General features: G+C 65.8%; 31 protein-coding genes and 1 pseudogene. 17 read left to right on the top strand and 15 right to left on the bottom strand.

What is annotated here, in order from left to right; genetic code table 11:
• Positions 1-65: 65 nt before the first annotated feature.
• The 5 genes from AC1DOQ_RS05540 (at position 66) to AC1DOQ_RS05520 (ending at position 3,477) form a co-directional block, all read left to right on the top strand.
• Positions 66-1,436 carry an MFS transporter gene (locus AC1DOQ_RS05540; protein WP_477361035.1) on the top strand — a complete coding sequence of 457 codons (1,371 nt, stop codon included), beginning with the start codon at positions 66-68 and terminating at the stop codon, positions 1,434-1,436.
• A gap of 35 nt (positions 1,437-1,471) precedes the next feature.
• Complete coding sequence (locus AC1DOQ_RS05535; protein WP_477361033.1) at positions 1,472-1,747, top strand: hypothetical protein; 276 nt, start codon at positions 1,472-1,474, stop codon at positions 1,745-1,747.
• 121 nt (positions 1,748-1,868) lie between these two features.
• Positions 1,869-2,465, top strand: a complete 597-nt coding sequence (locus AC1DOQ_RS05530; RefSeq protein ID WP_477361032.1) for a TetR/AcrR family transcriptional regulator — start codon at positions 1,869-1,871, stop codon at positions 2,463-2,465.
• A 75-nt stretch (positions 2,466-2,540) separates the two neighbouring features.
• Complete coding sequence (locus AC1DOQ_RS05525; protein WP_477361030.1) at positions 2,541-3,254, top strand: SDR family oxidoreductase; 714 nt, start codon at positions 2,541-2,543, stop codon at positions 3,252-3,254.
• A gap of 25 nt (positions 3,255-3,279) precedes the next feature.
• On the top strand, positions 3,280-3,477 hold the full coding sequence (locus AC1DOQ_RS05520; protein WP_477361028.1) for a hypothetical protein: 198 nt from the start codon (positions 3,280-3,282) through the stop codon (positions 3,475-3,477).
• A gap of 29 nt (positions 3,478-3,506) precedes the next feature.
• On the opposite strand, the gene AC1DOQ_RS05515 is transcribed toward AC1DOQ_RS05520, so the two are convergent.
• The 3 genes from AC1DOQ_RS05515 to ygfZ are packed head-to-tail and all read right to left on the bottom strand — an operon-like array spanning position 3,507 to position 5,632.
• Positions 3,507-4,268 (bottom strand): NRDE family protein, encoded by a 762-nt coding sequence (locus AC1DOQ_RS05515; RefSeq protein WP_477361026.1) that lies wholly within the window; start codon positions 4,266-4,268, stop codon positions 3,507-3,509.
• Complete coding sequence (locus AC1DOQ_RS05510; RefSeq protein ID WP_477361024.1) at positions 4,259-4,561, bottom strand: DUF4936 family protein; 303 nt, start codon at positions 4,559-4,561, stop codon at positions 4,259-4,261. Before AC1DOQ_RS05510 ends, AC1DOQ_RS05515 begins: the two co-directional genes overlap by 10 nt.
• A 12-nt stretch (positions 4,562-4,573) precedes the next feature.
• Positions 4,574-5,632: a CAF17-like 4Fe-4S cluster assembly/insertion protein YgfZ gene (ygfZ, locus tag AC1DOQ_RS05505; RefSeq protein WP_477361022.1), complete on the bottom strand. Its 1,059-nt coding sequence runs from the start codon at positions 5,630-5,632 to the stop codon at positions 4,574-4,576.
• A gap of 111 nt (positions 5,633-5,743) precedes the next feature.
• Here ygfZ and mltG point away from each other — a divergent pair, with 111 nt between their 5' ends.
• The 5 genes from mltG to AC1DOQ_RS05480 are packed head-to-tail and all read left to right on the top strand — an operon-like array spanning position 5,744 to position 9,336.
• Positions 5,744-6,751 (top strand): endolytic transglycosylase MltG, encoded by a 1,008-nt coding sequence (gene mltG, locus AC1DOQ_RS05500; RefSeq protein ID WP_477361020.1) that lies wholly within the window; start codon positions 5,744-5,746, stop codon positions 6,749-6,751.
• On the top strand, positions 6,748-7,359 hold the full coding sequence (tmk, locus tag AC1DOQ_RS05495; protein ID WP_477361018.1) for a dTMP kinase: 612 nt from the start codon (positions 6,748-6,750) through the stop codon (positions 7,357-7,359). Before mltG ends, tmk begins: the two co-directional genes overlap by 4 nt.
• A 5-nt stretch (positions 7,360-7,364) precedes the next feature.
• A complete protein-coding gene (locus AC1DOQ_RS05490; RefSeq protein WP_477361516.1) occupies positions 7,365-8,393 on the top strand; it encodes a DNA polymerase III subunit delta' in 1,029 nt (342 codons plus the stop codon).
• The gene (locus AC1DOQ_RS05485; protein ID WP_477361016.1) at positions 8,390-8,788 is read left to right on the top strand and encodes a PilZ domain-containing protein; all 399 of its coding nucleotides are present in this window, start codon (positions 8,390-8,392) and stop codon (positions 8,786-8,788) included. The genes AC1DOQ_RS05490 and AC1DOQ_RS05485 overlap by 4 nt, the downstream gene beginning before the upstream one ends.
• 29 nt (positions 8,789-8,817) lie before the next feature.
• The gene (locus tag AC1DOQ_RS05480) at positions 8,818-9,336 is read left to right on the top strand and encodes an N-acetyltransferase family protein (protein ID WP_477361014.1); all 519 of its coding nucleotides are present in this window, start codon (positions 8,818-8,820) and stop codon (positions 9,334-9,336) included.
• Between the two features lie 51 nt (positions 9,337-9,387).
• On the opposite strand, the gene AC1DOQ_RS05475 is transcribed toward AC1DOQ_RS05480, so the two are convergent.
• The 3 genes from AC1DOQ_RS05475 to AC1DOQ_RS05465 form a co-directional block, all read right to left on the bottom strand.
• Positions 9,388-10,716: an MFS transporter gene (locus AC1DOQ_RS05475; RefSeq protein ID WP_477361012.1), complete on the bottom strand. Its 1,329-nt coding sequence runs from the start codon at positions 10,714-10,716 to the stop codon at positions 9,388-9,390.
• A 95-nt stretch (positions 10,717-10,811) separates the two neighbouring features.
• Positions 10,812-11,813, bottom strand: a complete 1,002-nt coding sequence (locus AC1DOQ_RS05470) for a transketolase family protein (RefSeq protein WP_477361010.1) — start codon at positions 11,811-11,813, stop codon at positions 10,812-10,814.
• On the bottom strand, positions 11,810-12,673 hold the full coding sequence (locus tag AC1DOQ_RS05465) for a transketolase (protein ID WP_477361008.1): 864 nt from the start codon (positions 12,671-12,673) through the stop codon (positions 11,810-11,812). The genes AC1DOQ_RS05470 and AC1DOQ_RS05465 overlap by 4 nt, the downstream gene beginning before the upstream one ends.
• A 114-nt stretch (positions 12,674-12,787) precedes the next feature.
• Between AC1DOQ_RS05465 and AC1DOQ_RS05460 the strand changes: the two genes are divergently transcribed.
• A complete protein-coding gene (locus tag AC1DOQ_RS05460) occupies positions 12,788-13,762 on the top strand; it encodes a LysR substrate-binding domain-containing protein (protein WP_477361007.1) in 975 nt (324 codons plus the stop codon).
• Positions 13,763-13,794: 32 nt separating this feature from the next.
• Here AC1DOQ_RS05460 and AC1DOQ_RS05455 read toward each other — a convergent pair whose 3' ends face one another.
• The 3 genes from AC1DOQ_RS05455 to AC1DOQ_RS05445 all read right to left on the bottom strand — a co-directional run bounded on the left by AC1DOQ_RS05455 (position 13,795) and on the right by AC1DOQ_RS05445 (position 15,523).
• On the bottom strand, positions 13,795-14,544 hold the full coding sequence (locus tag AC1DOQ_RS05455; RefSeq protein WP_477361005.1) for an SDR family NAD(P)-dependent oxidoreductase: 750 nt from the start codon (positions 14,542-14,544) through the stop codon (positions 13,795-13,797).
• A gap of 263 nt (positions 14,545-14,807) precedes the next feature.
• A complete protein-coding gene (locus AC1DOQ_RS05450) occupies positions 14,808-15,128 on the bottom strand; it encodes a DMT family transporter (protein WP_477361003.1) in 321 nt (106 codons plus the stop codon).
• Positions 15,129-15,313: 185 nt separating this feature from the next.
• The gene (locus AC1DOQ_RS05445; protein WP_477361001.1) at positions 15,314-15,523 is read right to left on the bottom strand and encodes a hypothetical protein; all 210 of its coding nucleotides are present in this window, start codon (positions 15,521-15,523) and stop codon (positions 15,314-15,316) included.
• Between the two features lie 99 nt (positions 15,524-15,622).
• Here AC1DOQ_RS05445 and AC1DOQ_RS05440 point away from each other — a divergent pair, with 99 nt between their 5' ends.
• Together AC1DOQ_RS05440 and AC1DOQ_RS05435 are read left to right on the top strand one after the other, a co-directional pair.
• Positions 15,623-16,405: a TatD family hydrolase gene (locus AC1DOQ_RS05440; protein ID WP_477360999.1), complete on the top strand. Its 783-nt coding sequence runs from the start codon at positions 15,623-15,625 to the stop codon at positions 16,403-16,405.
• 14 nt (positions 16,406-16,419) lie between these two features.
• The gene (locus AC1DOQ_RS05435; protein WP_477360997.1) at positions 16,420-17,073 is read left to right on the top strand and encodes an ankyrin repeat domain-containing protein; all 654 of its coding nucleotides are present in this window, start codon (positions 16,420-16,422) and stop codon (positions 17,071-17,073) included.
• 18 nt (positions 17,074-17,091) lie between these two features.
• Here the strand turns inward: AC1DOQ_RS05435 and AC1DOQ_RS05430 are convergent, their stop codons facing one another.
• Positions 17,092-18,354, bottom strand: coding sequence for a diguanylate cyclase domain-containing protein (locus AC1DOQ_RS05430; protein WP_477360995.1), 1,263 nt, complete (start codon positions 18,352-18,354; stop codon positions 17,092-17,094).
• A gap of 225 nt (positions 18,355-18,579) precedes the next feature.
• Here AC1DOQ_RS05430 and AC1DOQ_RS05425 point away from each other — a divergent pair, with 225 nt between their 5' ends.
• The 4 genes from AC1DOQ_RS05425 (at position 18,580) to lpxO (ending at position 21,299) form a co-directional block, all read left to right on the top strand.
• The gene (locus AC1DOQ_RS05425) at positions 18,580-19,512 is read left to right on the top strand and encodes a class I SAM-dependent methyltransferase (RefSeq protein WP_477360993.1); all 933 of its coding nucleotides are present in this window, start codon (positions 18,580-18,582) and stop codon (positions 19,510-19,512) included.
• A gap of 203 nt (positions 19,513-19,715) precedes the next feature.
• On the top strand, positions 19,716-19,916 hold the full coding sequence (locus AC1DOQ_RS05420; protein ID WP_477360991.1) for a hypothetical protein: 201 nt from the start codon (positions 19,716-19,718) through the stop codon (positions 19,914-19,916).
• Positions 19,917-20,040: 124 nt separating this feature from the next.
• Positions 20,041-20,268: a DUF6139 family protein gene (locus AC1DOQ_RS05415; protein ID WP_477360989.1), complete on the top strand. Its 228-nt coding sequence runs from the start codon at positions 20,041-20,043 to the stop codon at positions 20,266-20,268.
• A gap of 134 nt (positions 20,269-20,402) precedes the next feature.
• Complete coding sequence (lpxO, locus tag AC1DOQ_RS05410) at positions 20,403-21,299, top strand: lipid A hydroxylase LpxO (RefSeq protein ID WP_477360987.1); 897 nt, start codon at positions 20,403-20,405, stop codon at positions 21,297-21,299.
• Positions 21,300-21,369: 70 nt separating this feature from the next.
• Here lpxO and AC1DOQ_RS05405 read toward each other — a convergent pair whose 3' ends face one another.
• The 5 genes and pseudogenes from AC1DOQ_RS05405 to AC1DOQ_RS05385 form a co-directional block, all read right to left on the bottom strand.
• On the bottom strand, positions 21,370-22,659 hold the full coding sequence (locus AC1DOQ_RS05405) for an acetate kinase (protein ID WP_477360985.1): 1,290 nt from the start codon (positions 22,657-22,659) through the stop codon (positions 21,370-21,372).
• A gap of 24 nt (positions 22,660-22,683) precedes the next feature.
• Positions 22,684-23,187: a hypothetical protein gene (locus AC1DOQ_RS05400; RefSeq protein WP_477360983.1), complete on the bottom strand. Its 504-nt coding sequence runs from the start codon at positions 23,185-23,187 to the stop codon at positions 22,684-22,686.
• An 11-nt stretch (positions 23,188-23,198) separates the two neighbouring features.
• Positions 23,199-23,861: a C39 family peptidase gene (locus AC1DOQ_RS05395; RefSeq protein WP_477361514.1), complete on the bottom strand. Its 663-nt coding sequence runs from the start codon at positions 23,859-23,861 to the stop codon at positions 23,199-23,201.
• Between the two features lie 11 nt (positions 23,862-23,872).
• Positions 23,873-24,295 carry a hypothetical protein gene (locus AC1DOQ_RS05390; protein ID WP_477360981.1) on the bottom strand — a complete coding sequence of 141 codons (423 nt, stop codon included), beginning with the start codon at positions 24,293-24,295 and terminating at the stop codon, positions 23,873-23,875.
• 78 nt (positions 24,296-24,373) lie between these two features.
• Positions 24,374-24,726: pseudogene (locus tag AC1DOQ_RS05385) on the bottom strand (hypothetical protein); the annotation flags it as partial.

The following is a 24,726-nucleotide window of genomic DNA, read 5'->3' as shown; positions in this document are numbered from 1 at the left end:
TGCATCTTCCGCCATATCCCCGGTGCGGCTACGCTTTTCATATCCAACCACAGGGAGCCATGGGCATGAAACCGCATTCCGCCATCCTCGCCAGCCTGTCGCTGAGCGCCTTGCTGTCCTCGCTCGGAACCAGCATCGCCAACGTGGCCCTGCCGGCGCTGGCGCAGGCTTTCCGGGCGCCGCTTCCCGCCGTGCAATGGGTCGTGCTGGCCTACCTGCTGGGCGTTTCGGGACTGGTGGTGGCGGCCGGCCGGCTCGGCGACCTGGTGGGGAGAAAGCGGCTGCTGATGACGGGCATCGCCCTGTTCAGCCTTGGCGCCGGGCTCGGCGCCGCGGCGCCAATGCTGCCGGTGCTGGTCGCCGCCCGCCTGCTGCAGGGTGCCGGCGCGGCGGCGATGATGGCGCTGACCATGGCGGCGGTCAAGGACGTGTTGCCCGCGGCGCAGACCGGGCGCGCGATGGGCATGCTGGGCACGGTATCCGCGGCCGGCACCGCCCTCGGGCCTTCGCTCGGCGGCGTGCTGGTCGCGCGATTCGGCTGGCCGGCCGTGTTCCTGCTGCAGGCGGGCTGCGGCGTTGCGGCCTTCGCCTGCGCGGCGCGCTTCCTGCCCGCCGATCTTCCGCGGCAGGCGAAACCGCGCTTCGACCATGCCGGCACCTTGCTGCTTGCGTTCGCACTGACGGCCTTTGCCCTCGCAACGACGGGCGCTGCCGGGCCGCGCGGACTGTTCCTCGCGCTTGCCGCCGGCGCTGCGATCCTGTTTGTCCACGTCGAGCGGCGCAGCGTCGCGCCGCTGGTGGAGCCGGCCCTGGTCCGCGATCCCGTCATTTGTGCCGGGGTCCTCACGAGCATGCTGGCGACGGCGGTGGTGATGGCCACGCTGGTGGTCGGCCCCTTCTATCTGACCGGCGTCCTGGGCCTGGAAGCAGGGAAGATGGGCTTCGTGATGGCCGCCGGGCCGGTCGCCGCGGCGCTTGCGGGCTTGCCGGCCGGACGGGCCGTGGACCGCTTGGGGGCGCGCTGGAGCCTGCTCGCCGGCCTGGCGGGCATGGCCGCCGGCGCCTGCCTGTCGTGGATGCTGCCGCCGTCGAGCCCGGCTGCCTACGTGGTGTCGATCGCCGTGCTCACCGCCGGCTACGCGCTGTTCCAGGCAGCAAACAACACGGCGGTGATGTCGGCAGCGGCCCCCGAGCGGCGCGGACTCGTGTCCGGAGTGCTGAACCTGTCGCGCAATCTCGGCCTGATCGGCGGCGCTGCCGGGATGAGCGCCGTCTTCATGAACGCGGCGGCGGATGGCAGCCAGGCGGCGCTCGTGGCCGGTTTCCGCGCCTGCTTCGGCCTGGCTGCCGTCCTGCTCGGCCTGGGATGCGTGCTGGTGTTCGTCCTACAGTGGTCCGGGAAGTCATCCTATTCGCCCGGCGCTCGGGGGCGCTAGGATAGTTCCATCGGTAATCGCACCAGGAGGACATGATGGGCAACAAAAAAGACAAGGGAGGGCAAGGTACGCAGGACCAGCCCGCCCAGGGCGGCGGACAGAACGCACAGGGCGGCGCGGATGGCAGCCAGCAAAGCGGTTTCCTGCACAGTTCGCCGGAAGCGAACGTGTTCCCGGCCGGACATGCGCAGGCCGACAACCCGGGCAGGCCCGGCGGCGACTCGGCAGCCGGTACGCCGGACGAGGGCAGGCTGGGCGGCTCGGGCGGCACCTCGGCCCCGGGCACCACGGGCAACGATCCCGACCGCTGAGGGCGGCCTGAACGGCCGTGATGGATACCGCGGCGCCGGACGCCCGCGGTATGTTCACTTGTTCCTTGACCTGGCGTCTTGCGTGTCCTAATATGATGCACATCATATTGGAGCCGACGCCATGTCCACTACCCGATCTTCCCGCCATCTGCAGTCCCACGAGCGCATCCTCGATGCCGCTGCGCGCGCCGTACGCCGTGCTGGTGTAGCCGGGGTCGGTGTCGCGGAGGTGATGAAGGAGGCCGGCCTGACCCATGGCGGCTTCTATGCCCATTTCGAATCGCGCGAGGCGCTGCTGGCCGAAGCCCTGGAGCACGCCGGCCAGCAGAGCAACGCCCGGGTGCGTGAACGCATGCGCGCCCGCACGGATGCCGGCGAAAGTCCGCTGGCGGCACTGGTAGACGAATACCTGTCCGGTACGCACATGGCGGCGCTGGAACTCGGCTGCCCGGTCGCGGCCGTGGGCTCGGACATGCAGCGCGCCCAGGACGCCTTGCGCGAGGTGTCGCGCAACCGGGTACGGGGACTGGCCGCCCTGGTCGCCGAAACCCTGCCATCCGATGCGCCGCCCGGCAGTGCCTGGACGCTGGCCGCGACCCTGGTCGGCGCGATCCAGTTGGCCCGGGTGCTGGGGCCGGATGGTGGAGGTAACGAGGTCTTGCAGGCCTGCCGCGAGACCGTGCTGATGCAGTACGTCCGCCCGGACCCGAAGGTCTGAGGCGGAGGATGCCGTGCCCATGGGCGCGGCTTTTTTTGAAACTCGAATATGACGACTGTCATATAAAGGAATGCCATGAAACTCGATAACGCCATCGTCTTCGTCACCGGCGCCAACCGCGGCCTCGGCGCGGAGTTCGCCCGCCAGGCCCTCGCCCAAGGCGCGCGCAAGGTCTACGCCGCCGCCCGCGATCCCGCCACGGTCCGCCTGCCGGGTGTGGTGCCGGTGCGGCTGGACGTCAACGATCCGGTCCAGGTGAAGGAAGCGGCCGCCGCCTGCGGCGACGTCACGCTGGTCGTCAACAATGCCGGCATCGCCAGCCCCGGCAGCCTGCTCGACGACGACGCCGTCGCCGCCCTGCAGCGCATGATGGAGACCAACGTCTACGGGATGCTGCGCGTCAGCCAGGCCTTTGCGCCCGTGCTGGCGAAGCACCATGGCGGCGCCTTCGTGAACGTGCTGTCGGTGGCGAGCTGGATCAGCACGCCGGGCCTGGCCGCCTACGCCGCCACCAAGTCGGCCGCCTGGAGCGTGAACAATGGCTTGCGGATCGCGCTGAAGGAGCAGGGCACCCAGGTGCTGGGCCTGCACGTCGGTTTCGTCGACACCGAGCTGACGCGCGGGATCGACCTGCCGAAACTGGCGCCCGCGGAAGTGGTCGCGCGTGCCTACGAGGCGCTCGAGGCAGGCGCACAGGAAGCCCTGATCGACGAGCTGTCGCAGAACGTCAAGCGCGGACTCTCGTCGGATCCAGGCATCTACCTCGACGTCGTGCGGCGCCCGGAGTGAATCGCGGTCGTGGTAGCATCGGCCGATGGAACGACGCACCGACTACAAGACCGCACTCCTGATCGAAGCCGTGATTCATGAGGCCGGCGCCATCGGCATGCCGGCGGCGGCACGCCGGCTCGCCGAAATCGGCGTGGCGATGGACGTGGCCTTGCGGGTGTTGACCCGGCCGGTGGAGCGGCGGCAGCAGTTCGATTCGCCGTTCATGCGTAGAGAGGCTTGAGGCGCCGTTGCCCGGCACAACGGCAGATCCTATGAGGTCTCCGCTTCCGGACAAGGCTGCAACACCCGCTCATGCAGCTCCGGCTCGCCGTCCTGGTACAGCCTGACCACGGTGGAGGTGCGGGTGCCGTAGCCCGGGATCTCGATGCAGACCGCGGACAACTGGCGCTCGACTTCGATCGGCACGCCGGTATCCGGCAGGCGCAGGTCGGGTGCGCGGGTGGTGTCGGCCAGCATTTCGAAATAGGCTTCCTCGGGTGCGCCCTGCAGCAGCAGGCTGGCGAAGCTGGCCTTGGTGCGCAGCACCTTCGGCCAGGGCGCATCCAGCAGGCCGTTCGAGACGCCGTAGATGCCGGGGTCGAGAGGCTTGCCGTTGCGCGGGTCGGCGCCGGCGCGGTTCGAGAACCAGTACAGGCCTTCGCGGTCGCCCAGGATCAGGTTGAAGCCGTTGTACTCGCCGGCGCCACGCGCGATGTGGTCCAGGTAGGCCGGGGCGGCTAGGTCGCCCTTGAGGAAGTCGGCCACCAGCGCGCCGCGCGTGGGGGCGTCGCTGCGCCGTTCGCCGGGAGCGCGGATATTCGTCAGCGCGGCGAACTTCGGGCCGTTCGGGCCCGAGCGCGTCACGCCCATCCAGCTGCCGCCGCCCTGCAGGTCGCGGCCGGCGATGATGTCCGGGTTTTCCGGCCAGGGGCCGGCCGGGGTGGCGGGACGGTCGTAGAACTCGTCGCGATTGGCGCAGGCGATCACCGGCACGCCGGGAATCACGCGCCAGGCAAATACGATCAGGCACATGGGTTCAGCTCCGGAGTCAGGTCGACGAATACCTCGGTGCGGCGCGGGCCGCTGATCAGGCCGGCGAGGCCGGCGCCGAGGGCGGCGCTGTCGACGGCATCGGCAAAGGTATCGGCGGCGCCGGGATAGACTTCCATCCAGGTCTGCATGCCGTCCTTGCTGTCGGGCCGGCGCTTGAGCTGGACGGCGACGCCGTGGCGCGAAGCGAGCGCCGCCTGCATCGCGCGTACCCGCGGCGCCAGCGCGGGCGCATCCGCCTCGCGCACCTTGTAATAGACGTACAGGTCGATCATGGGCGCGGGACGTCAGTCGGCCGGGGTGTCGATGGCATAGGGCAGCGGCAGGAAGGACAGCGGCGTGCCGCCGGCCGCGCCGTGGCGCACTTCCTGGTCCAGCGCGGCCAGCTTGATCTCGACCAGCGCATCGGCGCCGCCCTGGCCGTTCGGGGCCGCGTTGACGATCATGCCGCAAGGCTGGTCGGGGTCGTCGCTGGCGAACACTTCATCGCCGGCGCGCGCGGCCGCATTCGCCAGCGTGGCCAGCACCATGCGGCGTTTCAGCTTGCCCAGGTACTGGCTGCGGGCGACGATTTCCTGGCCCGGATAGCAGCCCTTCTTGAAGTTCACGCCGCCGATCAGTTCGAAGTTGATCATCTGCGGCACGAACTGTTCCTGGGTCGGCTGGGTCACCTGCGGCACGCCGGCGTGGATCCCGGCCAGGTGCCAGGCGGCGTTGCCGCCCAGCGCCAGCGTCTCGCGCAGCTGCGGCAGGGCGGCGATGGCGGTGCCGGCGCTGGTGATCCACAGGTAGCGCGGCGCATCGAAGGCGTCGGCCAGGCGGATCACGGTGCCGGACTCGCCCTCGGTTTTCGCATAGGGCGCCTGCGGCAGGGCACCGGCATGGCGGGCCAGCGCTTCCCGGGCCTTGGCGCCGGCCAGGCCGAGGACGGCGGTGGTCGGCGCTTCCTCGGTGGCGTCGCGCAGCTTGGCCTTGGCGCGCAGCACGAACATGGTCAGGCGCTTCTGCAGCGTGGCCTGGATGGCGCGCGGCAGTTGCAGGTAGATGTCCTCGGCGCCGCGCCACATCAGCAGGCTGGCCTGCATGCGGCCTTTCGGCGTGCAATAGGCGGCCAGGCGGGCTTCACCGGTGCCGAGGTGTTCGACGTCGTTGGTGAGCTGGTTGTGCAGGAAACTGGCGGCGTCGTCTCCGCTGACGGCGATGAGCCCGAGGTCGGTGACCGGCGCCACCATGCCGCCCGCCAGGTCGGCGGCCGAGAGGGTCTTTCCGAAGTCTTCGATCTGCGCCGCTTCGTCCTGATGGAAGCGGGCGCCGAGCGAGGCGAGGTGTTCGATCCAGTTATTCATACAATCCACGTATCAAATTCGATTTAATTCTCGTTTAGGCTTTATCATTACGGCCTCATTATAGGGTTGTCGACAAAATCGCGCCGGGCACGGCGCAAAACCTGATTTCATATGGCACTAATAAGAAAACTCATCGTCACGGGCGTGATCGTGTCAGTCGCGGCCGTCGGCGGCTTCCAGTGGTGGGCGGGTCGCCCGATCACCGCAGCGGACAGCCCCGTCATTCCTTTCGCCATTGCCCAGGGCAGCGGCGTGGTCGGAGCGACCCAGCAGATGGCGAGCGCCGGGGTGCCGGTCAACGGCTTCCTGTTCGGCGTGCTGGCCCGCGTGAGCGGCAAGGCCGGGCAGATCAAGGCCGGCAGCTACGAGCTCAAGCCGTCCACCACGCCGCGGCGCCTGCTCACCCAGCTGGTGCGCGGCGAATTCGCCCAGGAATCGCTGACCATCATCGAAGGCTGGACCTTCCGCCAGATGCGCCAGGCGGTCGACGCCGCCCCGAACCTGAAGCACGAGACGGCCAAGCTGTCGGACAAGGAATTGCTGGCCAAGGTGGTCGCGGACGATAAATACAAGGCGCCGGAAGGCCTGTTCTTCCCGGACACCTATCTGTTCGCGAAGAATTCGAGCGACCTGCAGATCTACAAGCAGGCCCACGAGATGATGATGAAGCGCCTGAAGGCGGCCTGGGAAAAGCGCGATCCGAACCTGCCTTACGTCGACCCTTACCAGGCCCTGATCATGGCCTCGCTGGTGGAAAAGGAAACGGGCCAGAAGAGCGAGCGGGCGATGATCGCCGGCGTGTTCGTGAACCGCCTCAAGACCGGCATGCTGCTGCAGACCGACCCCACCGTCATCTACGGCATGGGCGACAAGTACGACGGCAAGATCCGCAAGAAGGATCTCGAGACCGACACCCCGTACAACACCTACACGCGCGCCGGCCTGCCGCCGACGCCGATCGCGCTGCCGGGCGTGGAATCGCTGGCCGCCGCCCTGGCGCCGGCCAAGACCGAAGCCCTGTACTTCGTCTCGCGCGGCGACGGCACCAGCCATTTCTCGGTCAACCTGAACGAGCATAACAAGGCGGTCAACCAGTACCAGCGCCAGGGGTCGAAATGATGCCGGGACGCTTCATCACCTTCGAAGGCATCGACGGCGCCGGCAAATCGACGCATATCGGCTTCGTCACCGACCTCCTGAAGGACGCCGGCAAGACCGTGGTCTCGACCCGCGAACCGGGCGGAACGAAGCTCGGCGAAAAGCTGCGCGACCTGCTGCTGCACGAAAAGATGGACCTCGAGACCGAGGCCCTGCTGATGTTCGCCAGCCGCCGCGAACACATCGCCCAGGTGATCGATCCGGCGCTGGCGCGCGGCGACTGGGTGCTGTCCGACCGCTTCACGGATGCCAGCTTCGCCTACCAGGGCGGCGGGCGCGGCCTGGCGGTCGAGAAACTGGGCCGCCTGGAGCAATGGGTCCATCCCCACCTGCAGCCGGACCTGACCCTGCTGTTCGACGTGCCGCTGGCAGTGGCGCGCGAGCGGCTCGATGCGACCCGTCATCTCGACAAGTTCGAGTCCGAGGAAGCGGCGTTCTTCGAGCGCTGCCGGAATGAATACTTGCGACGCGCCACGGAAGATCCCGGGCGCATCGTGGTGATCGATTCGACCCGGACCATCGATGAAGTCCGCATCGCGCTGCGTGCGGCATTGGAGAAGTTGTTGTGACGAGCATTGCCCCGATCTACCCCTGGCAGGAGCAGGCCTGGACCCAGCTGCAGCAGATGCGCGTGCGCCTGCCCCATGCGATCCTGTTCTACGGCCCGGCCGGCATCGGCAAGGCCGACTTCATCGAAGCCTTCGCCCAGGCGCTGCTGTGCGAAGACGTGCGCCCCGACGGCCATGCCTGCGGCGAGTGCGCGTCCTGCGGCTGGTTCGTCCAGGGCAACCATCCGGACTACCGCCGCGTGCGTCCGGAAGCCCTGGAAGACGAAGCCCCGGCGGCCGAGGGCGAAGAAGCGGGCGATACGGACAAGAAGGCCAAGTCGAAGACCGCCTCGAAGGACATCAAGATCGAGCAGGTGCGCGCGCTGGCCGACTTCATGAACATCTCGACCCACCGCCAGGGCTTGCGGGTCGTGGTGCTGTACCCGGCCGAGGCCCTGAACATGCCGGCCTCGAACGCGCTGCTGAAGACGCTCGAGGAGCCGCCGCCGGGCACCGTGTTCCTGCTGGCATCGAACGGCCTGGACCGGCTACTGCCGACCATCCTGTCGCGCTGCCGCAAGTTTGCGCTGCCCATGCCGGACCACGCCCAGGCCCTGGCCTGGCTGGAAGCCCAGGGCGTGCAGGATGCCGACGGCTGGCTGCGCGAGCAGGGCGGGGCGCCGCTGGCGGCGCTCAACCAGGCCGAAACCGGCAGCCGCGAGGAGCTCGATGCCCTGTTGCAAATCCTGGCCCAGCCCAGCGTCGAGGCCGCGTTGCGCGCCGCCGACAAATTGAGCAAGGCGCCGCTCGCATCCCTCGTCGCATGGCAGCAACGATGGCTGTATGACGTATTTTCGTACAAGCTCTCCGGCACGATCCGCTATTATCCGCGTTACCGCCAGCAGCTCGCCAACCTGGCCGGGCGCGTGCATACGGCGAAGCTGATGCAGGCGATCAAGGCGACCAATGAGCGGCGCGCGGTGGCGGACCACCCCTTGTCGCCGAAATTGTTTGTCGAAGACATGTTGCTCGATTACGAAAAAGGATTCCGATGAACGGCTTGCCCACCGATCCGAACGCGCCGCCGGGCTTGCCGACGGCGCCGCAAGCGCCGCGGCCGTCCGTGCTCTCGCTCGCGATCAAGGAAAAAGCCGCGCTGTACGCGGCCTACATGCCTTTCCTGAAGAACGGCGGCATGTTCGTGCCGACCAATAAGCCCTACAAGATCGGCGACGAGATCTACCTGATCCTGTCCTTGATGGACGACCCGAACAAGTACCCGATCGCCGGCACGGTTGCCTGGATCACCCCGGCGGGCGCCAATAATAACAAGGCGCAAGGTATCGGCGTCCATTTCCCGGCCGACGAAACGGGCCAGCGCGCCAAGCTGCGCATCGAAGAAATCCTCGGCGCGGCGCTGCGATCCTCGCGCGCCACGCACACCCTGTAATCCCCATCACCGACTCCCGTATTTCCACCATGCCGTCGTACGTACACCGCCTCGCCCGCATCGAAGACCTGCCCGTCATCGTCGATATCTACAACTCCACCATCGCCTCGCGCGAAGTCACCGCCGACACCGAACCGGTCACGGTCCAGTCGCGCGAGCAATGGTTTGCCGACCACACGCCGGAACGCCGTCCGCTGTGGGTCATCCACGACGCCGGCGACAAGTCAGGGAACCCGGAAGTGATCGGCTGGTGCTCCTATTCGAACTTCTACGGCCGCCCGGCGTATTCCGGCACGGCCGAGGTGTCGATCTATATTGCCGAGGCATGGCGCGGCAAGGGCATCGGCCGCTATTGCCTGGAGCAGGCGATGGCCTTTGCGCCGAACATCAAGGTGCATACGCTGCTGGGCTTCATCTTCGGCCACAACGCGCCCAGCCTGGCCCTGTTCCGCAAGTACGGCTTCGAGACCTGGGCCAATTTCCCGCGCGTGGCGAACCTGGACGGGATCGAGCGCGACCTGATCATCCTCGGCAAGCGGGTGGCCTGAGCCGCCGTCAGGGCGTCATTCCCAGCTCTGGTGTGTCGAACGGGGAACCGCTCAGCGGTCGACGATCTGCTTCGGCACCAGCACAAGCAGGCAGGCGCCCACCAGCAGGACCGCCGAGGTCAACATCAGGCCTGCCCCCTGCTTGCCGGTGAAGTCGTTCAACCAGCCCACGAGCGAAGGCGAGACGAAGCCGGCCAGGTTGGCGATGCAATTGATGGTCGCGATGCCCGCCGCTGCCGTCATGCCGCCCAGGAAGGCTGTTGGCAGCGTCCAAAATTGCGAGGTGCAGCCGATTGCGCCCGCCGCCGCGGCGCTCAGGAGGATCAGCGCAATGCCGACGCCGTCAGTGAAGGGCAAGGCGAACAAGGCTGCAGCCGCAATCAGCATCGGTCCACCGCAGTGCAGGCGCCGGGCTCTGGTGCGATCGGAGCTGCGGCCAATGATCGGCAGGCAGGCCAGCGCCACCGCATACGGGATCGCCGCCAGCAGACCGACCATGGCGGCGCTGCTCACACCCGCATTCTTGACGATGGCCGGCAACCAGAAGGTAATGCCATATTGGCCCATTACGATGCAGAAGTAGATGGCGGTCAGCAGCCACAGGCGACGGTCGGACAGAAATGCGCGCGCCGAATGGTGGGCGACCTTGTCGCTGTTCTCGGCGGCGATATTACGCTGCAGGATGGCTTTCTCGTCGGGCGTTAGCCATTTGGCGGCCTCGATGCTGTCGTCCAGGTAGAGCAGGATGGCGACGCCGAGCAGCATGGACGGCAGCGCCTCCAGGACGAACAGCCACTGCCACCCCTTCAGGCCATGGAGGTTCGAGAAGGCTTCGAGGATCCAGCCCGACAGCGGAGCGCCGACGATGCTCGCCAGCGGGATCGCCATGAAAAACATGGCCATGACCTTGGCCCGCCGCGCTTGCGGGAACCAGTAGGTGATGTAGAGGATGACGCCGGGCGCGAAACCCGCTTCGGCAACGCCGAGCAGAAACCGCATGACGTAGAACAGCGTCGGCGACTGGACAAAGCTGAAGCTGGCGGAGACGATAGCCCAGGTGATCATGATGCGCGCGAGCCAGCGGCGGGCGCCGAAGCGGTGCAGAATCAGGTTGCTGGGTACTTCGAACAGGAAGTAGCCGATGAAAAATATGCCGGCGCCCAGTCCATACACCGTGTCGCTCCAGTGGAGGTCGCTGAGCATCTGCAGCTTGGCGAAGCCGACGTTGACGCGGTCCAGGTAGGCCGCCAGGTAGCACAGCATGAGGAAAGGAACCAGCCGGCGCGTGAGCTTGGCATAGGTACGCGATTCGACGTCGGTGGCGTCGGAAAGAGTGGCCCCGGCGCCAGCCGCCGAGGGTGTGACGGTAGGTGATTTCATCTGTGTCTCCTCATCGTTCTCGTTTTTTACGCGGCCCGCCAAAGGTCTTTGCCTTCTTGATGCGTACCTGCCGCGCGCTCGAACTGGCTGGCCGGTCAGACCAGCCAGGACTTGATGCTGGTGGCCATTGCCTCTGTCGAGATGCCATAGCGGTCGTGCAGCGTCGGCAATGCGCCGGCATCGAGGAAGGCGTCGGGCAGGGCAATCTGGCGGAAGGTCGGCGCCACGCCTGCCCGCAGCAGAGTGCCCGCGACCGCTTCGCCGAGGCCGCCCACCACCGAGTGGTTCTCGGCCACCACCACCAGTCGGCCACTGCGCCTGGCTTCCCGGATCACAGCTTCCTCGTCCAGCGGTTTGATGGTCGGCGTATGCAGCACCGCCACGCTCACGTTGTCCGCCTTCAGCGCCTCGGCCACTTCCAGCGCGCGCATCGTCATGATGCCACTGGAGATCATCAAGACATCGCGGCCATCGCGCAGCAGCTTCGCCTTGCCGAGTTCAAACGTGTAGTCATATTCGTCCAGCACCAGCGGGACTTTACCGCGCAGCAAGCGCATGTAGACCGGCCCCCGGTGGGCGGCGATGGCCGCCACCGCCTGTTCCGTGTCGAGCGCGTCGCAGGGGTCGACGATGGTCAGGCCTGGTACGCCGCGGAAGATGGCAATGTCTTCGGTGGCCTGGTGGCTGGGGCCGTAGCCCGTCGTCAGGCCCGGCAGGGCGCAGGCGATCTTGACGTTGAGGTTTTCCTCGGCGATCACCTGATGAATGAAGTCGTAAGCCCGGCGCGACGCAAACACCGCATAGGTGGTGACGAAGGGCATGTAGCCTTCTTTCGCCATGCCGCCGGCGGCGCCCATCAGCAACTGCTCGGCCATCCCCATCTGGAAGAAGCGCTCCGGGAATTCCTTGGCAAACAGGTGCAGGTCGGTATATTTGGCCAGGTCGGCGCTCATCCCTACGATGTCCCGGCGCTGGCTTGCCAACTCGACCAAGGCATTGCCGAACGGCGCGCTCTTGGTGCGCTGGCCTTCGGTGGCGATGGATGCGATCATCGCCGAGGTGGTCAGGCGGGGCTTGTTCTGGGTAGCGGTGCTCATTGGTTGTCTCCTGCCTGTTGCGCATCGAGGATGGCGATGGCCTGCTGCCATTCGTCGGCCTCGACGCGGATGAAATGGTTCTTGTCGCGCTGCTCGAGGAAGGGCACGCCGCTGCCCATCAGGGTGTCGCACAGGATAACGCGCGGCTGCGGGGCCGGATGGCTGCGCGCAGCGTCGAAGGCCTGCACCACGGCGCCGATATCGTTGCCCTTGACGCGCTGGACGAACCAGCCGAAGGCGTTCCACTTGTCGGCCAGCGGTTCGAAGCCGAGGATCCTGCTCGACGGGCCGTCGGCCTGCTGGTTGTTGATGTCGACCAGGCAGATCAGGTTGCCGAGACCGAAGTGAGCCGCGGACAGCGCCGCTTCCCAGGTCGAGCCTTCGTCGAGCTCGCCGTCGGACATCGAGTTGTAGACGAAAGCCGGGTTGTTCTTCTGGCGCAGGCCCAGCGCTATGCCGACCGCGATGCTCAGGCCCTGGCCAAGCGATCCGCCGGACATTTCCATGCCTGGCGTATAGGTCGCCATGCCGGACATCGGCAGGCGGCTATCGTCGCTGCCGTAGGTTTTCAGTTCGGATTCGGGCAGAATGCCGGCTTCGAGCAGGGCGGCGTAGAGTGCGATCGCATAATGGCCGTGCGACAGCAGAAAACGGTCGCGGCCTTCCCATTCCGGCTCATCCGGCCGATAATTCATCGCGTGCCGGTAGGCGACGGCGAGGATGTCGGCCATCCCGAGGGCCTGCCCGACGTAACCCTGGCCCTGGACCTCGCCCATGCGCAGCGCGTAGCGACGGATGCGGTAGGCCGCACTCGTCAAGGCGCGTAGGGAGGTGTGATACGGGGAGTGTTGCTGCTCCATGTGTGTGTCTCCAATCCGGTTTTTCGACTGATTCAAGCGTCTCGTGCAGCGGTTTTACGAGACCAGTGTATGAATTGACCGATGAACCGTATAGCGAGTAATTCTTGGCGATAGATGAAACCAGTTCAGCGATACCGCGCTCTTCGCAAGGCTTCACTCAAAGGATTGCAAGCCTTCGAGGCGGCCTACATGCACCGTTCGTTTGCCGCGGCGGCCCAGGAGCTGTCCATCACAGCCTCGGCGGTCAGCCATTCGATCCAGACGCTCGAGGAGGCGCTCGGGACCCTGCTGTTCGAGCGAGCGCGCCGCGGGGTCGTGCCGACCGCGGAAGGTGCCCGCCTGTACGAGGTGATTCGCCGCTCCTTTGGCGACATCGACGATGAGTTGCGCACCATCCTCGACCGCGGCGGCAAGCAGCATGTCGTGACGATCCAGAGCGCTCCCAGCTTCGCCGCGATCTGGATCATGCCGAGATTGCCCGCCTTCCTGCGCGCCCATCCGGAGGTCGACGTCCGGCTGTGGGCGGTGCACCAGCCACCGGATTTTTCCAACAGCGGCGTCGACGTCGCGGTGACCTATGGCAGGCCGCAAGCCTCCGCCGGCGTGCACGTCGAGCCGGTGTCCCGGCGCGAGCGCTACCTGCCGGTGTGCAGTCCGGACCTGGTCGATGGCTGGACCCTGCCGCTGCCCGTTGGCGATATCGAGCATTTTTACCTGATCCAGAACGACGTCTCGCTGACTTCCTGGGACGAATGGATCGCACGCTTCGCGCCCGGGTGCGGCAACCCGGTGCGCGGCCTACGCCTGGACCGCGCGTTCATGACGCTGGCCGCCGCCGAGAATGGGCTCGGAATGTGCATCGAAAGCACGGTCCTGGTCCACGACTACCTGCGGCAGGGCCGCCTGGTCTGCCCGTTCGGCGAGCTCGCCATCGAAGCGACTGCGCATCACCTGGCAGTCCCGAAAAGCAGAGAAGGGCTGCAGTCGGTGCGCATCGTGCTGGACTGGATCCGGGGATTCGCCGACTTCGACAGCGCGGCGACGGAAAGGATGGGGGCGGACACAGCGCCGTCCCGCGAACAGGCCTGAAGGGCCGGGTGGTGGCGGCCCGTTGCCAGGACTCAGTGGATCAGCATGCCACCGTTGACGTCCAGCGTGATGCCTGTGCAGTAGGCGGACAGCTCGCTGGCGAGGAATACGACCGCACCGGCGATGTCGCTGGCCCGGCCCAGGCGCGCCAGCGGAATCTGCTCGGCGATCTCGCCCTTGCGCTCTTCCGTCAGCTTGCCCTTGATGATGTCGGTGGCGATCAGGCCAGGCGTGATGGCGTTGACGCGAATGCCGTCCGGGCCGAACTCCCGCGCCATCGCGCGAGTCAGCCCTAGCACGCCAGCCTTTGCGGCAGAATAGTGCGGACCGCCCAGGATGCCGCCGCCGCGCTGCGCCGACACCGACGAGGTGCAGATGATGCTGCCTTGTTGTTGCCGCTGCATGGCCGGCAGGACTGCCTGGGACATCAGGAGCGTACCGCGCAGGCTGACGTCGAGCACGGCGTCGTAGTCCGCGGCAGAAATTTCCAGCGTCTTGCGCGGCTGGGTAATGCCGGCGTTGTTGAACAGAATGTCGATGCGACCGTAGCGCGCCAGCGCCGCCCGCGCGGCGGCTTCGCATTGGTCCTTATCGGTCACGTCGGCAACAAGGCCGAGGTGCTGTGGCCCGAGCTCGGCTGCGGCGCCAGCCGGGTTGCTTGCCGCCAGGTCCAGGATCACGACGTTGGCGCCCTGCGCAGCCAGCATCCGCGCCGTCGCAAAGCCCAGTCCATTGACGCCCGCTCCACCCGTGACGATGGCCACTCGCTCTTTCAGTAACATGATGTCTCCTTGGTATTCGATGGTGACGCCATGTTCGTGGATTGCCGACGCCTCGACAAACGAGGAAATCTCAATGCAAGGCGAAATCAATTCATGTCTGTACGACGGGCTGATCCGCGTATGCACCAGAGCTTTGGAAGTCCCACCGACCGTATTGACTTTGCGGCTCGCAATTCAACAATACCCTCTTGTTCGGCATTCCGATGCCTTTTGCGGCCGGCGCCTGAACGTCTGTTTTTGGCGGAACCCGGCCTTCCGTTCCACTACACCTCAGACCCCAGTTTCATCAGCACCAGTCCGCTGACGATGAGGGCGGCCGCGATCGCGCGCTGAACGGTGAATTGTTCGCCAAGCACGGCAACGCCGAGCACGAATGCGCCGACGGCGCCGATGCCGGTCCAGATGGTGTAGGCGGTGCCGAGCGGAATGGTGCGCATCGAAAAGGACAACAGGCCAAAGCTGGCTGTCATCAACACGAGCGTCAGAACTGCGGGAAGGGGGCGGGAAAAGCCATCCGATACCTTCATCGAATAAGCCCATGCAACTTCGAGAGCGCCGGCGATCACAAGCATTATCCAGGCCATGACTCACTCCTTGATAGAGCGGGTCGTCCCGAATTAGATGCCCCGAAATGCCGGGGGAGGTCGTCCTCCTGAGGAGGCTAAATTATAGGCAGCGATGTGCTGTGGGGTCAACGCTCGGGTGATTGCGCCGTCATTGCCGGATCAAACTTGGGTCCCCGCCTTCGCGGGGACGACGTAGGGTCGTTCTAATCGCCCGGTCCCTCGCCGGGCATGGTGTCCGCCATCAGGCGCAATTCTTCCGGCGTCAGCTCTTCCGGCTTCTTGTTCGCCAGCGCATCGAAGTCCGGATGGTTGTCGGCTTGCGCCTGCTGCTGGGACTGGCCGGACGGCTGGGCGGCTTGCTGGTTGCCGGGCGGGACCGGTTGCTCGTTCTGCTTCTGCTGTTCGTTGCTCATGACAGGGCTCCATGCTGAAAGGTCGTGCGAGCGAGTGTGGCACAGAGCCGATCGGGCCGGCGTTCCGTTCATTTGGGGCGACTCGCGTACAATGACGGGATGTACATCGATTCACACTGCCACATCAATTTCCCGGAGCTGGCCGCCCGCATGCCCGAGATCCTCGCCAAAATGGCCGAGAACAAGGTCGACAAGGCACTGTGCGTGTCCGTCAACCTGCCGGAATTCCCGAGCGTGCTCGCGCTGGCCGAGCAATATCCGCATATCTACGCATCGGTCGGCGTCCATCCCGACTACGAGGACACGCCCGAGCCCAGCGTCGAAGAGCTGGTGCGCCTGGCCGACCATCCGAAGATCGTCGCGATCGGCGAGACCGGCCTCGACTACTACCGCCTGGAGGGCGACCTGGAGTGGCAGCGCGAGCGCTTCCGCACCCATATCCGCGCCTCGCGCGAGACGCGCAAGCCGCTGATCATCCATACCCGTTCGGCCAGTCTTGATACCATCCGCATCCTGCAGGAAGAGGGCGCGGCGGTGGACAAGGGCGGCGTGGCCGGCGTCATGCACTGCTTTACTGAGACCCTGGAAGTGGCGCAGGCCGCGATCGAGATGGGTTTCTACATCTCCTTTTCCGGCATCGTCACCTTCAAGAGCGCGAAAGACCTGCAGGCGGTGGCCAAGGCGCTGCCGCTGGACCGTATCCTGATCGAAACCGATTCGCCGTATCTCGCACCCGTGCCCTACCGCGGGAAAGTGAACGAGCCGGGCTTCGTGCCGCATGTGGCCGAGTTCATCGCCACGCTCAAGGACGTGCCGCTGCGCGAAGTGGCTGAGCGCACGACCGACAATTTCTATAAACTCTTCAAGGTTCCGAACAATTAAGGAGGGAGTGCGCCATGATGCAGCGTCGCGGTTTTCTACGCCTGACCGGCAGGACGGTTCTTGCCGCCGTCTTCATGGCCGCCTTCCCGGGTACGGCAGCCTTCGCCGTCACCACCGGCCAGACGGCCGACTTCTACCGCGCCGTGCAGATGGATGACCTCAAGACCGTCAAATCCCTGCTGGCCGCGGGCGTCGATCCGAACCGGCAGAATCCGCTGGGCGGCGAGCCGGCGCTGGTGCTGGCGGTGCGCGAAGGGTCGATGCGGGTGTTGCAGGCGCTGCTCGACCAGCCCGGCATCCAGCTCGACGCTCCCGCTCTGAACGGTAACACGGCCCTCATGATGGCGGCCTTCAAGCGCAACCGGCCGGCCGCCGAGGCCCTGGTCGCACGCGGCGCCGCCGTCAACCGTCCGGGCTGGACCCCGCTGCATTACGCGGCCGCCAGCGGCGACGAGGACATCGCCCGTCTGCTGATCAAGCGCGGCGCCAGGGTGGACGCCGTCTCTCCGCCGGCCAGCGGCAGCTATACCCCGCTGATGATGGCGGCGCGCGAAGGGCATCCGGACATGGTGGACTTCCTGACCAGGCAGGGCGCGAATCCCGCTCTGCGCAACAGCGAAGGCTTGACCGCAGCCCAGCTCGCGGAACGGTCGGCCGGCGCCCGCTGAGGCCTGCGGGGCTGCGTCTCAACAGGCGGCCTTGGCAGGATCTGCCTTCCTGGCCTTTTTTTGGCGGTACATGTCGATGTCGGCGTGCTTCAGCAGCTCCTCGATCCGTTGGCCGTGGTCCGGGAATACCGCGCAGCCGATACTGGCCCCGACAGCCAGCTCGGCGCTGTCGATCCGCATCGGGATCGCCATCGCCGCGCCGATCTGATGGGCGATGCGGTCGGCGTCGTCCGCGCTGTTGAGGTCTTCCAGGATCAGTACGAATTCGTCGCCACCGATGCGCGCCACGGTATCCGAATCGCGGGCGCAGTTCGCCAGGCGGGCGGCGACACCGCGTAACAGTTCGTCGCCGGCCGCGTGACCATGGACGTCGTTGACCTGCTTGAAATCGTCGATGTCCACGTAGAGCAAGCCCATCCGTGCACCCGTGCGCCGTGCGCGCGCCAATGCGGTGCCGATCCGGTCGAAAAACAGATAGCGGTTCGGCAGGCCGGTCAGTTCATCATGGCAGGCGTGGCGCAGCAGGTCGTCGTGCAGGCGTTTGCGCTCCAGGGCCATGCCGATCTGTCCCGCGGTAAAACCCAGCAGTTCGCAGTCTTGCGCCGGATAGGCGGCGTCGCCGCGGGAGCGTAGCAGCAGGCCGCCGATGGCGCCGTCCGTGCCGCGCAGTTCCAGCGCCAGCCAACCCGGCGGCGGCATGCCGCGCCATTGCTCGAAATGGCGCGCCTCGGAAGAGTCGCCGGCCGTGCTCTTCAGGTAGATCGTCCTGCATCCGCCACAGGCGTCTTCGGTGACGACCGCCATCCCGGTGACGCCGACCAGGCCGTCCAGCACCGCATGGATTTCCGCGCACAGGCTCGCCAGGTCCGGCGCCCGGTGGGCAGCCTCGGAAATCGCATACAGCGCGGCCTGGCGGCGCTCCGCCTGCTTGCGCGCGGTAATGTCGCGGGCAACCCCGATCCGCAGGCCCAGCGCATCGATGCGCCGTGCGGACCACATGATGTCGACCAGGCCGCCGTCCTTGCGCCGATAGCGGTTTTCGAAGCCGATGCCTTCCTCGCCGGACTGTATGCGCGCCGCTTCCTCGAGGCTACGGGCGCGATCCTGCTCCGCGACGAAATCGAAGAGGTTCCGGCCGATCATTTCGTCGGGACGGTAGCCCAGCAGCCGCTCGCACCCGGCGCTCACATCGACGAGCTTTCCGGTGGCGTCGACAAGGAAGACGACATCGAGGAGAAGGTCGGCGACGTTCGCCGACAGCATACCGATGGTGCAGGACATGATCGATGGGGCAATGCGCCCGGGGCCGCTGACGCCTTCATACTAGCACTGCCATTTGCGGCTGCAAAAGAATTCTCTCGATTAACGAGGCCGGCGCCCAAACGGCGAAACTGGACGGGAATTCGCCATCAGCTCGGCGTATGGCAATAAGTGTTTCTTGAAGATAATTCAGCCGTAGACCAACCATGGCGCCGGCGGGACCGGGAGCTGACAACAAGGAACAACATGCTGAACGAACGCGAAATCGAGAGCTGCTACCTGGGACAATTCATTCCGGTCCATTACCACCACAACATGTTGATGGACCAGAATCGCATGCACGGCTTCAAGTCGGCGATCTTCCACGCCGTCAAGCCGGGCGCCAAGGTCCTGGAACTGGGTGGCGGCACCGGCGTGCTGTCCTTTTTTGCCGCCCAGGCCGCCAGCAAGGTCTACTGCGTCGAGTTCAACCCGGACATGGTGCGTGAAGCGCGCAAATTCCTGGCCATGAACGAGAACGGCCACAAGGTCGAGGTGATCCACGCCGACGCCTCCGAGTACCTGCCGCCCGAGCCGGTCGATGTCGTGATCTGCGAGATGATCCACGTCGGCATGGTGCGCGAGAAGCTGGTCGAGGTGATCGAGTCCTTCAAGCGCCGCTACCTGGCGCGTTTCGGCGGCCCGCTGCCCGTGTTCCTGCCGGAAGCCGTCATCATGGCGGCCCAGCCCCTGCAGCAGGAATACGATTTCGAAGGCTTCCAGGCCCCGATCGTGCAGTTCCAGGCGACCAATGCGGTCTATCCGGGCACGGTGGAGCTGGCCCAGCCGGCCGTCTACAGCATCCTCGATTTCAAGCAGCCGGTCGATTCCCTGATCGCCTGGGAAGGCCGCTTCCAGGTCGAAAAGACCGGCCGCCTGAACGCGCTGCGCTTCATCACCAAGAACGTGTTGTACATCATTGAAGAGCAGGGAACCACGGTCGACTGGCTGAACCATTACATGATGCTGCCGCTGGCGCGTCCGCTGGATGTGCGGGCGGGCGACGTGGTGCAAATCAGCTTTGCCTATCGCTGCGGTGGTTCGATTCCGTCGCTGGAGGCGTCGATCCGGGCTGAGCTGGTGGCGCGGTTCGAGGAAGACGGTGTTCGCGAACAGGCTGGCGCGGCGGTGTACGCCTAAGTCTTCGGTACTCGCGGTAAACCTGGATTCCCGCCTGCGCGGGAATGACACGCCCACACGTCGTTCCCGCGCAGGCCCCATTTACCCCCGCTTTTCTCCCGTTTATCCCGGCAGGCTGCCTTTCATCGCATCGGGATTGCCCTCGCGCCGTCTTGTCATTACAGTCACAGCATCGACGTCACTTCTCACTGAAGGAGCGAACAATGCTCGGATTCCTCGCCTGGTTGCTGCTGCTGTTCCTGTGCTGGCCCTTGGCCCTGCTGGCACTGTTCCTGTATCCGCTGGTCTGGCTGATCCTGCTGCCTTTCCGCCTGGTCGGCATCGGCGTCGAGGCCGTGTTCGAGTTGTTGCGTGCCGTCGTGATGCTGCCGGCGCGGGTGCTGGGGGCGTCGCCGGGCCGTTGAGCGGCAAAAAGTTTCTTGTCTTAAAGCCAGTGTGCGTCGATTAACAGACTGTGCTCCGCCCTTCGCCTATCGTGGGCATACTGATGGCTTGAGTCCATCAGCCATGCTTAGAAAGGAAACGACTATGCGCCTGGATATTTACCGCAGAGCCGAACAGGACGGCAAGTTCTCGTACCTGGCGGTGCCCGAAACCCGCAACATCCCCGAGGAAGCCACGAATACAGACTGGGAAGTCGAAGCCCGTGCGGTCGAGGTGGACGACAACGCCCAGCAGATCGACGACTACCATATCCAGAACCTCTCCGGCCAGCTGGCCGAGAAAGGTTACGCTGTCACCTCCGTCATGCACTGACCCTGTAGCACGTCCACGACAAGTCGCAGCCTGAAGCCGGCACCTCCACCGCATGCGGGGGAGGGCCGGCGAACGGCTGCGCGTCGCATATGGTATCCTTGCGCTCCGTGTAGACAGGTGCAAGTGGAGGCGTAATGAAGTGGGCAGTCGTGGGTTTTCTCATCCTTTCCGTCCTGCATATTCATTTCCGCGGTAAGGTCCGCCTCCCGTTCGGCCGCCAGCTGTTCGACCATTCGTCGTTCATGGCACCGATCAATATTTTTATGCACCTGTTTTCGCGTGTGCCGAGCACGCCCTACATTCCGGTGCGCGAATTCCCCGAACTCGACGTCCTGCAGCAGAACTGGCAGGTGATCCGCGAAGAAGCGCTGAACCTGGTCGCGCTCCAGAAGATCAAGGCCTCCGAAGAAAACAACGACGCCGGCTTCAATTCCTTCTTCAAGACCGGCTGGAAGCGCTTCTACCTGAAGTGGTACGACGCCAGCCACCCGTCGGCCGAGCGCCTGTGCCCGAAGACCTATGCGCTGCTGCAGGGGATCCCGTCGGTGAAGGCCGCCATGTTCGCCGAACTGCCGCCCGGCGCCAAACTGAACCCGCACCGCGACCCCTTCGCCGGTTCGATGCGCTACCACCTTGGCCTGGCCACGCCGAACGACGACCGCTGCTTCATCGAAGTCGACGGCCAGCGCTACAGCTGGCGCGACGGCCAGGGCGTGATCTTCGACGAAACCTTCATCCACTGGGCCGAGAACACCAGCGGCCAGGATCGCGTGATCCTGTTCTGCGACGTCGAGCGCCCGCTGCGCTTCGGCATGGGCGCCGTCAACCGCTGGCTGGGCCGCACCATGATGACGGCCGCCGCCTCGCCCAACGAAAGCGGCGACCAGACCGGCCTGGTGAGCAAGCTGTTCCGCATCTCCCACGTGATGGGCCAGTACCGCCGCCGCTACAAGGCCTGGAACAAGAATGCGTACAAGGCCACCAAGGTGCTGCTGATCGTCGGCCTGGCCGCGCTGGTCTACTACGTCTGATTCCGGCTCTGGATAAAAAACGGCGCGCCAGCCCGTGAGGGCGGCGCGCCGTTGCCGTTCCAGGAGCGCTTCAGAACGAAAATGGAACCCTGACCATCAGGGTGACGTCCGGGGTGTCGCGGGTCAGGCCGGCGCCGACCGAGACGTTGAGGGTGCGTTTGTCGCTCAGACGGTAGGAATAGCCCAGCAGCAGGGTGCCGAGCTGGATGCGGACCGAACCCGGCACCACCTGGCCGCCCTGGCGGGTGCGGGCCACCGAGCTGTGGTCGTAGCCGATGCTGAACGAGGCCTTTTCGTTGAGCGCCAGGCCCATACCGAAGTTGAAGCCGAACACATCGCCCGGTTTTACATCTCCCAGGAATTCCTTCACGCCGTTCTGGACAGTGCGGTAGACGTTGCCGCGTTTGAAGTTATGGGTGTAGCTGAAGCTGCCGAAGAAGATCGCCGGGTCGGACGGCATCAGCCAGGTCAGGCTCGGCTGCAGCGAATAGAAGCCGGAGCCGGTCGGCAGGTCGAGCGGCAGGCCGGTGCCGGTGACGTTGTCGCCCACGCAGCGGGTCTGGCAGTCGGTCACGACCTGGAAGGGATCGCGGCCGGTACGGGTCTTGAAGCGCAGGCCGGCGATATAGTACGGCTTCTCGATGCCACCGTCGTTCAGCTGGTAGCGCCAGCCCAGTTCGATGTCGCCGATCGCCTTGCCGCTGGTTTCGAAGGCGCGTTCGGCCGCGGTGCCGGTGAACAGCTCGCGGCTGACGGTGGAATCGCTGCGGTAGACGTAGGGAATCTTGGCTTCCAGCTCGAGGCGGTTGTCGAAGCCGTAGCGGAAGGTGGCGGCGGCGGTGGTGGTGTTGCGCTTGACCTCGCGCACGTCCAGCAGGCCGATCAGCAGCGCGGGAATCACCGTGTAGCCCACCAGGGCCACGCGGTTGCTGGACGAATAACCGTACTGCACCGAGGGCTCGAACACCATCTGGCCGCGCGGCGTCAGCACGCCCGGGCTTTCGAAGATCGGCGCCACCTGCGGTGCGCGCGCGGCTTCGCTCGGCGGACGGCCGACCGCGTTGCCGCCGTTGACCGGCTGCGGCGACGGCGGCGGCGCACCGCCGTTGTCCGTCTGCTGGCCGGTGTCGGCCACCGCGGCCGCGCCGGTGCCGCGCAGCTTGTCAAGCTGGGTCGGCTGAGCGACCCCGCTCGCGCGCAGTTGACGCTCCAGCTCGTCCACCCGGACACGTTGTTCTTCCAGCTGTTGCCGCATGATCTTCAGCTGTTCCAATAGATCAGGCGATTGGGCGCCTGCAGGGAAGGCCGCAAGGATGAGACTCACCCCAATCGCAGTGGACAGTGCTGGAAACTTTTGCATATTTTTTTTCTCCGGGTTGGACCGTCACCTTCCTGTGACGGCGGTGTTTAAGGCGTTCGCGAGCGTGGACTGGAAATTCATGGTTTGCATTAGTCCGCGCGCGTCTACGCTGGCGTTGATGATGGTCTGGCTGTTGATCAGCTGGTTGTTCAAGTTATTCTGGATAAAAGTCCCGCCCAGCACGTCCTTCCCGAGCTGGAGGTTGGCGGTGCCGACGCCGTTCTGGATCAGGTTGACCTGGCCGGCGGTCTCGGCCGAGACGCGCGACATGCCGCTGGTCAGGGTGCCGAGGTTGCCCAGGTTGAGCTGGCTGCGTTCGGCGACGTTGCCGTTGATGCTGACGATGCGCTCGATGCCCAGCGAGACGATGAGGCCGCCAGGCATCTCGAAGCCGCCGCGCAGCTCGTCGAGGGCGGCCGGGTCGACCGCCTGCGCGGGGTCGAAGCCGCGCTCCGGTGCGCCTGCCAGGCCCTGGCCGGCGATTGCGGCGCTGGCCAGCAGCAGGCAGATCTTGACGGTGAGGCGCATGGTATCTCCTCTTAAAAATCGGTCGGACCGAACTTCGGCAGACTCGTATTGTCGATGCCGGTCCGGTTCACCGCGTCGCTCAGCGGCGCGCGCGGTGCGGCACGCCAGTCGGCGGTGAGATTGAATTGGGGCCGGGACGGCGCGTCGTGGATCACGAACAGCAGCCGGCTCGGCCAGATGGATTCGAAGTGCTCGCGCGTGATCGCGCGGGTGCCGCTGGACGGGTCGCCCAGCAGGATGCGGCCATCCTCGGCGCCCTTGACGACGACAAAGTGGTTGTAACCCCTCTCGGAGATCAGCACGATGGCCGGCACCTTGGCCTGGATCAGCTTGTCGATCGGCTGGCGGAAGCCGTCCGCCTTGAAGCCGATCGAGGCCAGGTAGCGCTGCATGTCGAGCAGCGAAAAGCCTTCGCGCCGGATCTTCTGCTGGTCGCCTTGCTCCCACATGGCCTGGAAGGCCGTGGTCTCGCTGATCGGGTAGCCGTAATGGTGGGTCAGCAGGGTCGCCAGCGCCGCCGAGCCGCAGCTGAAATCGAATTGCTGGCGGGTGGTGGAGATGAACTTCAGTTCCTTCAGGCTATGCACGGGAATGTTAAAACGGGCGCCACCCGCGATCGGCAGCTCGGCTGCGTTCACGCAGGTGACGCCCATCAGCGCGCACAGCAGGGGCATTGCGCTAAGTTTCATTTGAATTGCACATTGATGACGGTGGAACTCTGGATCAGCACGTTGGCTCCGCTGTTCTGGATCACGACCGGGATACCGGACATGTTCGAAAACGCGCCGGAATCGATCACGTTACCCCCGGTGGAGACGTTGATGGCGCTGTTGCCCGTCACGACACCATCGAGCTTGACGTCGTTCTTGGTTTCCGCACCGCCGCGCGACTGCTCGAGCTTGCCGAGGTCGGCGGCCGGGCCGAAATCGAGGCTCAGGCCGGACCGGGCCGGGGCCGCCGTTTCCGGCTTGGTCTCCTGCCTGGCCGGCGGCTGAGCCCCGTCTTGGCCGGCCTGGGGCTCGCCGGCCCAGGCCGGAGACGCCAGCAACGCGAGCGCAGCGATGCCGCACAAGCGCCTGACGACCCCCTGGTTGAATGATTGCTGCATTCTGTACCCCCGTTTGCTCTGCTCTTGGCTCGGCAACCGCCGCGCCCGGAGGCGCGGCGGCCGCTTCGCCAGGCCCGGTTACTGGCCGCCGACTTTCAGGTTGGCCTGGACGTTGACGCTTTGCTGGACCAGGGAGGAGATGCCGGTGTTCTGGCTGATGACCATGATGCCTGCCGCGTTCTGGCCGGCGCCGCTCATGTTGTTCGACATGTTGAAGGTGCCGGCATTGACGGTGTTCGTGCCGCCGTTGCCGCCTGCACCCGCACCGCCCGCACCGTTGGCGCCATAGCCGGTGGTGATGGCAGCCAGGTCGCCGCCACGGCCGCCGGTGCTGGTGCCGCCCGCACCGCCTGCGCCGCCGGCACCGCCGGTCGAGCCGCCGTTGGTGGCTGCGCCGCCGGTTGCCGCGCCGGTGGCCGACGAGCCGCCTG

Source organism: Massilia sp. 01N417 (assembly GCF_056399645.1).
Note: the sequence above shows the minus strand (reverse complement) of the source record. Positions and strands in the feature narration are given on the sequence as shown.

What these genes read in the sequence shown, in the direction of transcription:
- AC1DOQ_RS05540 (WP_477361035.1), top strand. Translation starts at nt 66, where the DNA reads ATGAAACCGCATTCCGCCATCCTCGCCAGCCTGTCGCTGAGCGCCTTG.
- AC1DOQ_RS05535 (WP_477361033.1), top strand. Translation starts at nt 1,472, where the DNA reads ATGGGCAACAAAAAAGACAAGGGAGGGCAAGGTACGCAGGACCAGCCC.
- AC1DOQ_RS05530 (WP_477361032.1), top strand. Translation starts at nt 1,869, where the DNA reads ATGTCCACTACCCGATCTTCCCGCCATCTGCAGTCCCACGAGCGCATC.
- AC1DOQ_RS05525 (WP_477361030.1), top strand. Translation starts at nt 2,541, where the DNA reads ATGAAACTCGATAACGCCATCGTCTTCGTCACCGGCGCCAACCGCGGC.
- AC1DOQ_RS05520 (WP_477361028.1), top strand. Translation starts at nt 3,280, where the DNA reads ATGGAACGACGCACCGACTACAAGACCGCACTCCTGATCGAAGCCGTG.
- AC1DOQ_RS05515 (WP_477361026.1), bottom strand. Translation starts at nt 4,268, where the DNA reads ATGTGCCTGATCGTATTTGCCTGGCGCGTGATTCCCGGCGTGCCGGTG.
- AC1DOQ_RS05510 (WP_477361024.1), bottom strand. Translation starts at nt 4,561, where the DNA reads ATGATCGACCTGTACGTCTATTACAAGGTGCGCGAGGCGGATGCGCCC.
- ygfZ (WP_477361022.1), bottom strand. Translation starts at nt 5,632, where the DNA reads ATGAATAACTGGATCGAACACCTCGCCTCGCTCGGCGCCCGCTTCCAT.
- mltG (WP_477361020.1), top strand. Translation starts at nt 5,744, where the DNA reads ATGGCACTAATAAGAAAACTCATCGTCACGGGCGTGATCGTGTCAGTC.
- tmk (WP_477361018.1), top strand. Translation starts at nt 6,748, where the DNA reads ATGATGCCGGGACGCTTCATCACCTTCGAAGGCATCGACGGCGCCGGC.
- AC1DOQ_RS05485 (WP_477361016.1), top strand. Translation starts at nt 8,390, where the DNA reads ATGAACGGCTTGCCCACCGATCCGAACGCGCCGCCGGGCTTGCCGACG.
- AC1DOQ_RS05480 (WP_477361014.1), top strand. Translation starts at nt 8,818, where the DNA reads ATGCCGTCGTACGTACACCGCCTCGCCCGCATCGAAGACCTGCCCGTC.
- AC1DOQ_RS05475 (WP_477361012.1), bottom strand. Translation starts at nt 10,716, where the DNA reads ATGAAATCACCTACCGTCACACCCTCGGCGGCTGGCGCCGGGGCCACT.
- AC1DOQ_RS05470 (WP_477361010.1), bottom strand. Translation starts at nt 11,813, where the DNA reads ATGAGCACCGCTACCCAGAACAAGCCCCGCCTGACCACCTCGGCGATG.
- AC1DOQ_RS05465 (WP_477361008.1), bottom strand. Translation starts at nt 12,673, where the DNA reads ATGGAGCAGCAACACTCCCCGTATCACACCTCCCTACGCGCCTTGACG.
- AC1DOQ_RS05460 (WP_477361007.1), top strand. Translation starts at nt 12,788, where the DNA reads ATGAAACCAGTTCAGCGATACCGCGCTCTTCGCAAGGCTTCACTCAAA.
- AC1DOQ_RS05455 (WP_477361005.1), bottom strand. Translation starts at nt 14,544, where the DNA reads ATGTTACTGAAAGAGCGAGTGGCCATCGTCACGGGTGGAGCGGGCGTC.
- AC1DOQ_RS05450 (WP_477361003.1), bottom strand. Translation starts at nt 15,128, where the DNA reads ATGGCCTGGATAATGCTTGTGATCGCCGGCGCTCTCGAAGTTGCATGG.
- AC1DOQ_RS05445 (WP_477361001.1), bottom strand. Translation starts at nt 15,523, where the DNA reads ATGAGCAACGAACAGCAGAAGCAGAACGAGCAACCGGTCCCGCCCGGC.
- AC1DOQ_RS05440 (WP_477360999.1), top strand. Translation starts at nt 15,623, where the DNA reads ATGTACATCGATTCACACTGCCACATCAATTTCCCGGAGCTGGCCGCC.
- AC1DOQ_RS05435 (WP_477360997.1), top strand. Translation starts at nt 16,420, where the DNA reads ATGATGCAGCGTCGCGGTTTTCTACGCCTGACCGGCAGGACGGTTCTT.
- AC1DOQ_RS05430 (WP_477360995.1), bottom strand. Translation starts at nt 18,354, where the DNA reads ATGTCCTGCACCATCGGTATGCTGTCGGCGAACGTCGCCGACCTTCTC.
- AC1DOQ_RS05425 (WP_477360993.1), top strand. Translation starts at nt 18,580, where the DNA reads ATGCTGAACGAACGCGAAATCGAGAGCTGCTACCTGGGACAATTCATT.
- AC1DOQ_RS05420 (WP_477360991.1), top strand. Translation starts at nt 19,716, where the DNA reads ATGCTCGGATTCCTCGCCTGGTTGCTGCTGCTGTTCCTGTGCTGGCCC.
- AC1DOQ_RS05415 (WP_477360989.1), top strand. Translation starts at nt 20,041, where the DNA reads ATGCGCCTGGATATTTACCGCAGAGCCGAACAGGACGGCAAGTTCTCG.
- lpxO (WP_477360987.1), top strand. Translation starts at nt 20,403, where the DNA reads ATGAAGTGGGCAGTCGTGGGTTTTCTCATCCTTTCCGTCCTGCATATT.
- AC1DOQ_RS05405 (WP_477360985.1), bottom strand. Translation starts at nt 22,659, where the DNA reads ATGCAAAAGTTTCCAGCACTGTCCACTGCGATTGGGGTGAGTCTCATC.
- AC1DOQ_RS05400 (WP_477360983.1), bottom strand. Translation starts at nt 23,187, where the DNA reads ATGCGCCTCACCGTCAAGATCTGCCTGCTGCTGGCCAGCGCCGCAATC.
- AC1DOQ_RS05395 (WP_477361514.1), bottom strand. Translation starts at nt 23,861, where the DNA reads ATGCCCCTGCTGTGCGCGCTGATGGGCGTCACCTGCGTGAACGCAGCC.
- AC1DOQ_RS05390 (WP_477360981.1), bottom strand. Translation starts at nt 24,295, where the DNA reads ATGCAGCAATCATTCAACCAGGGGGTCGTCAGGCGCTTGTGCGGCATC.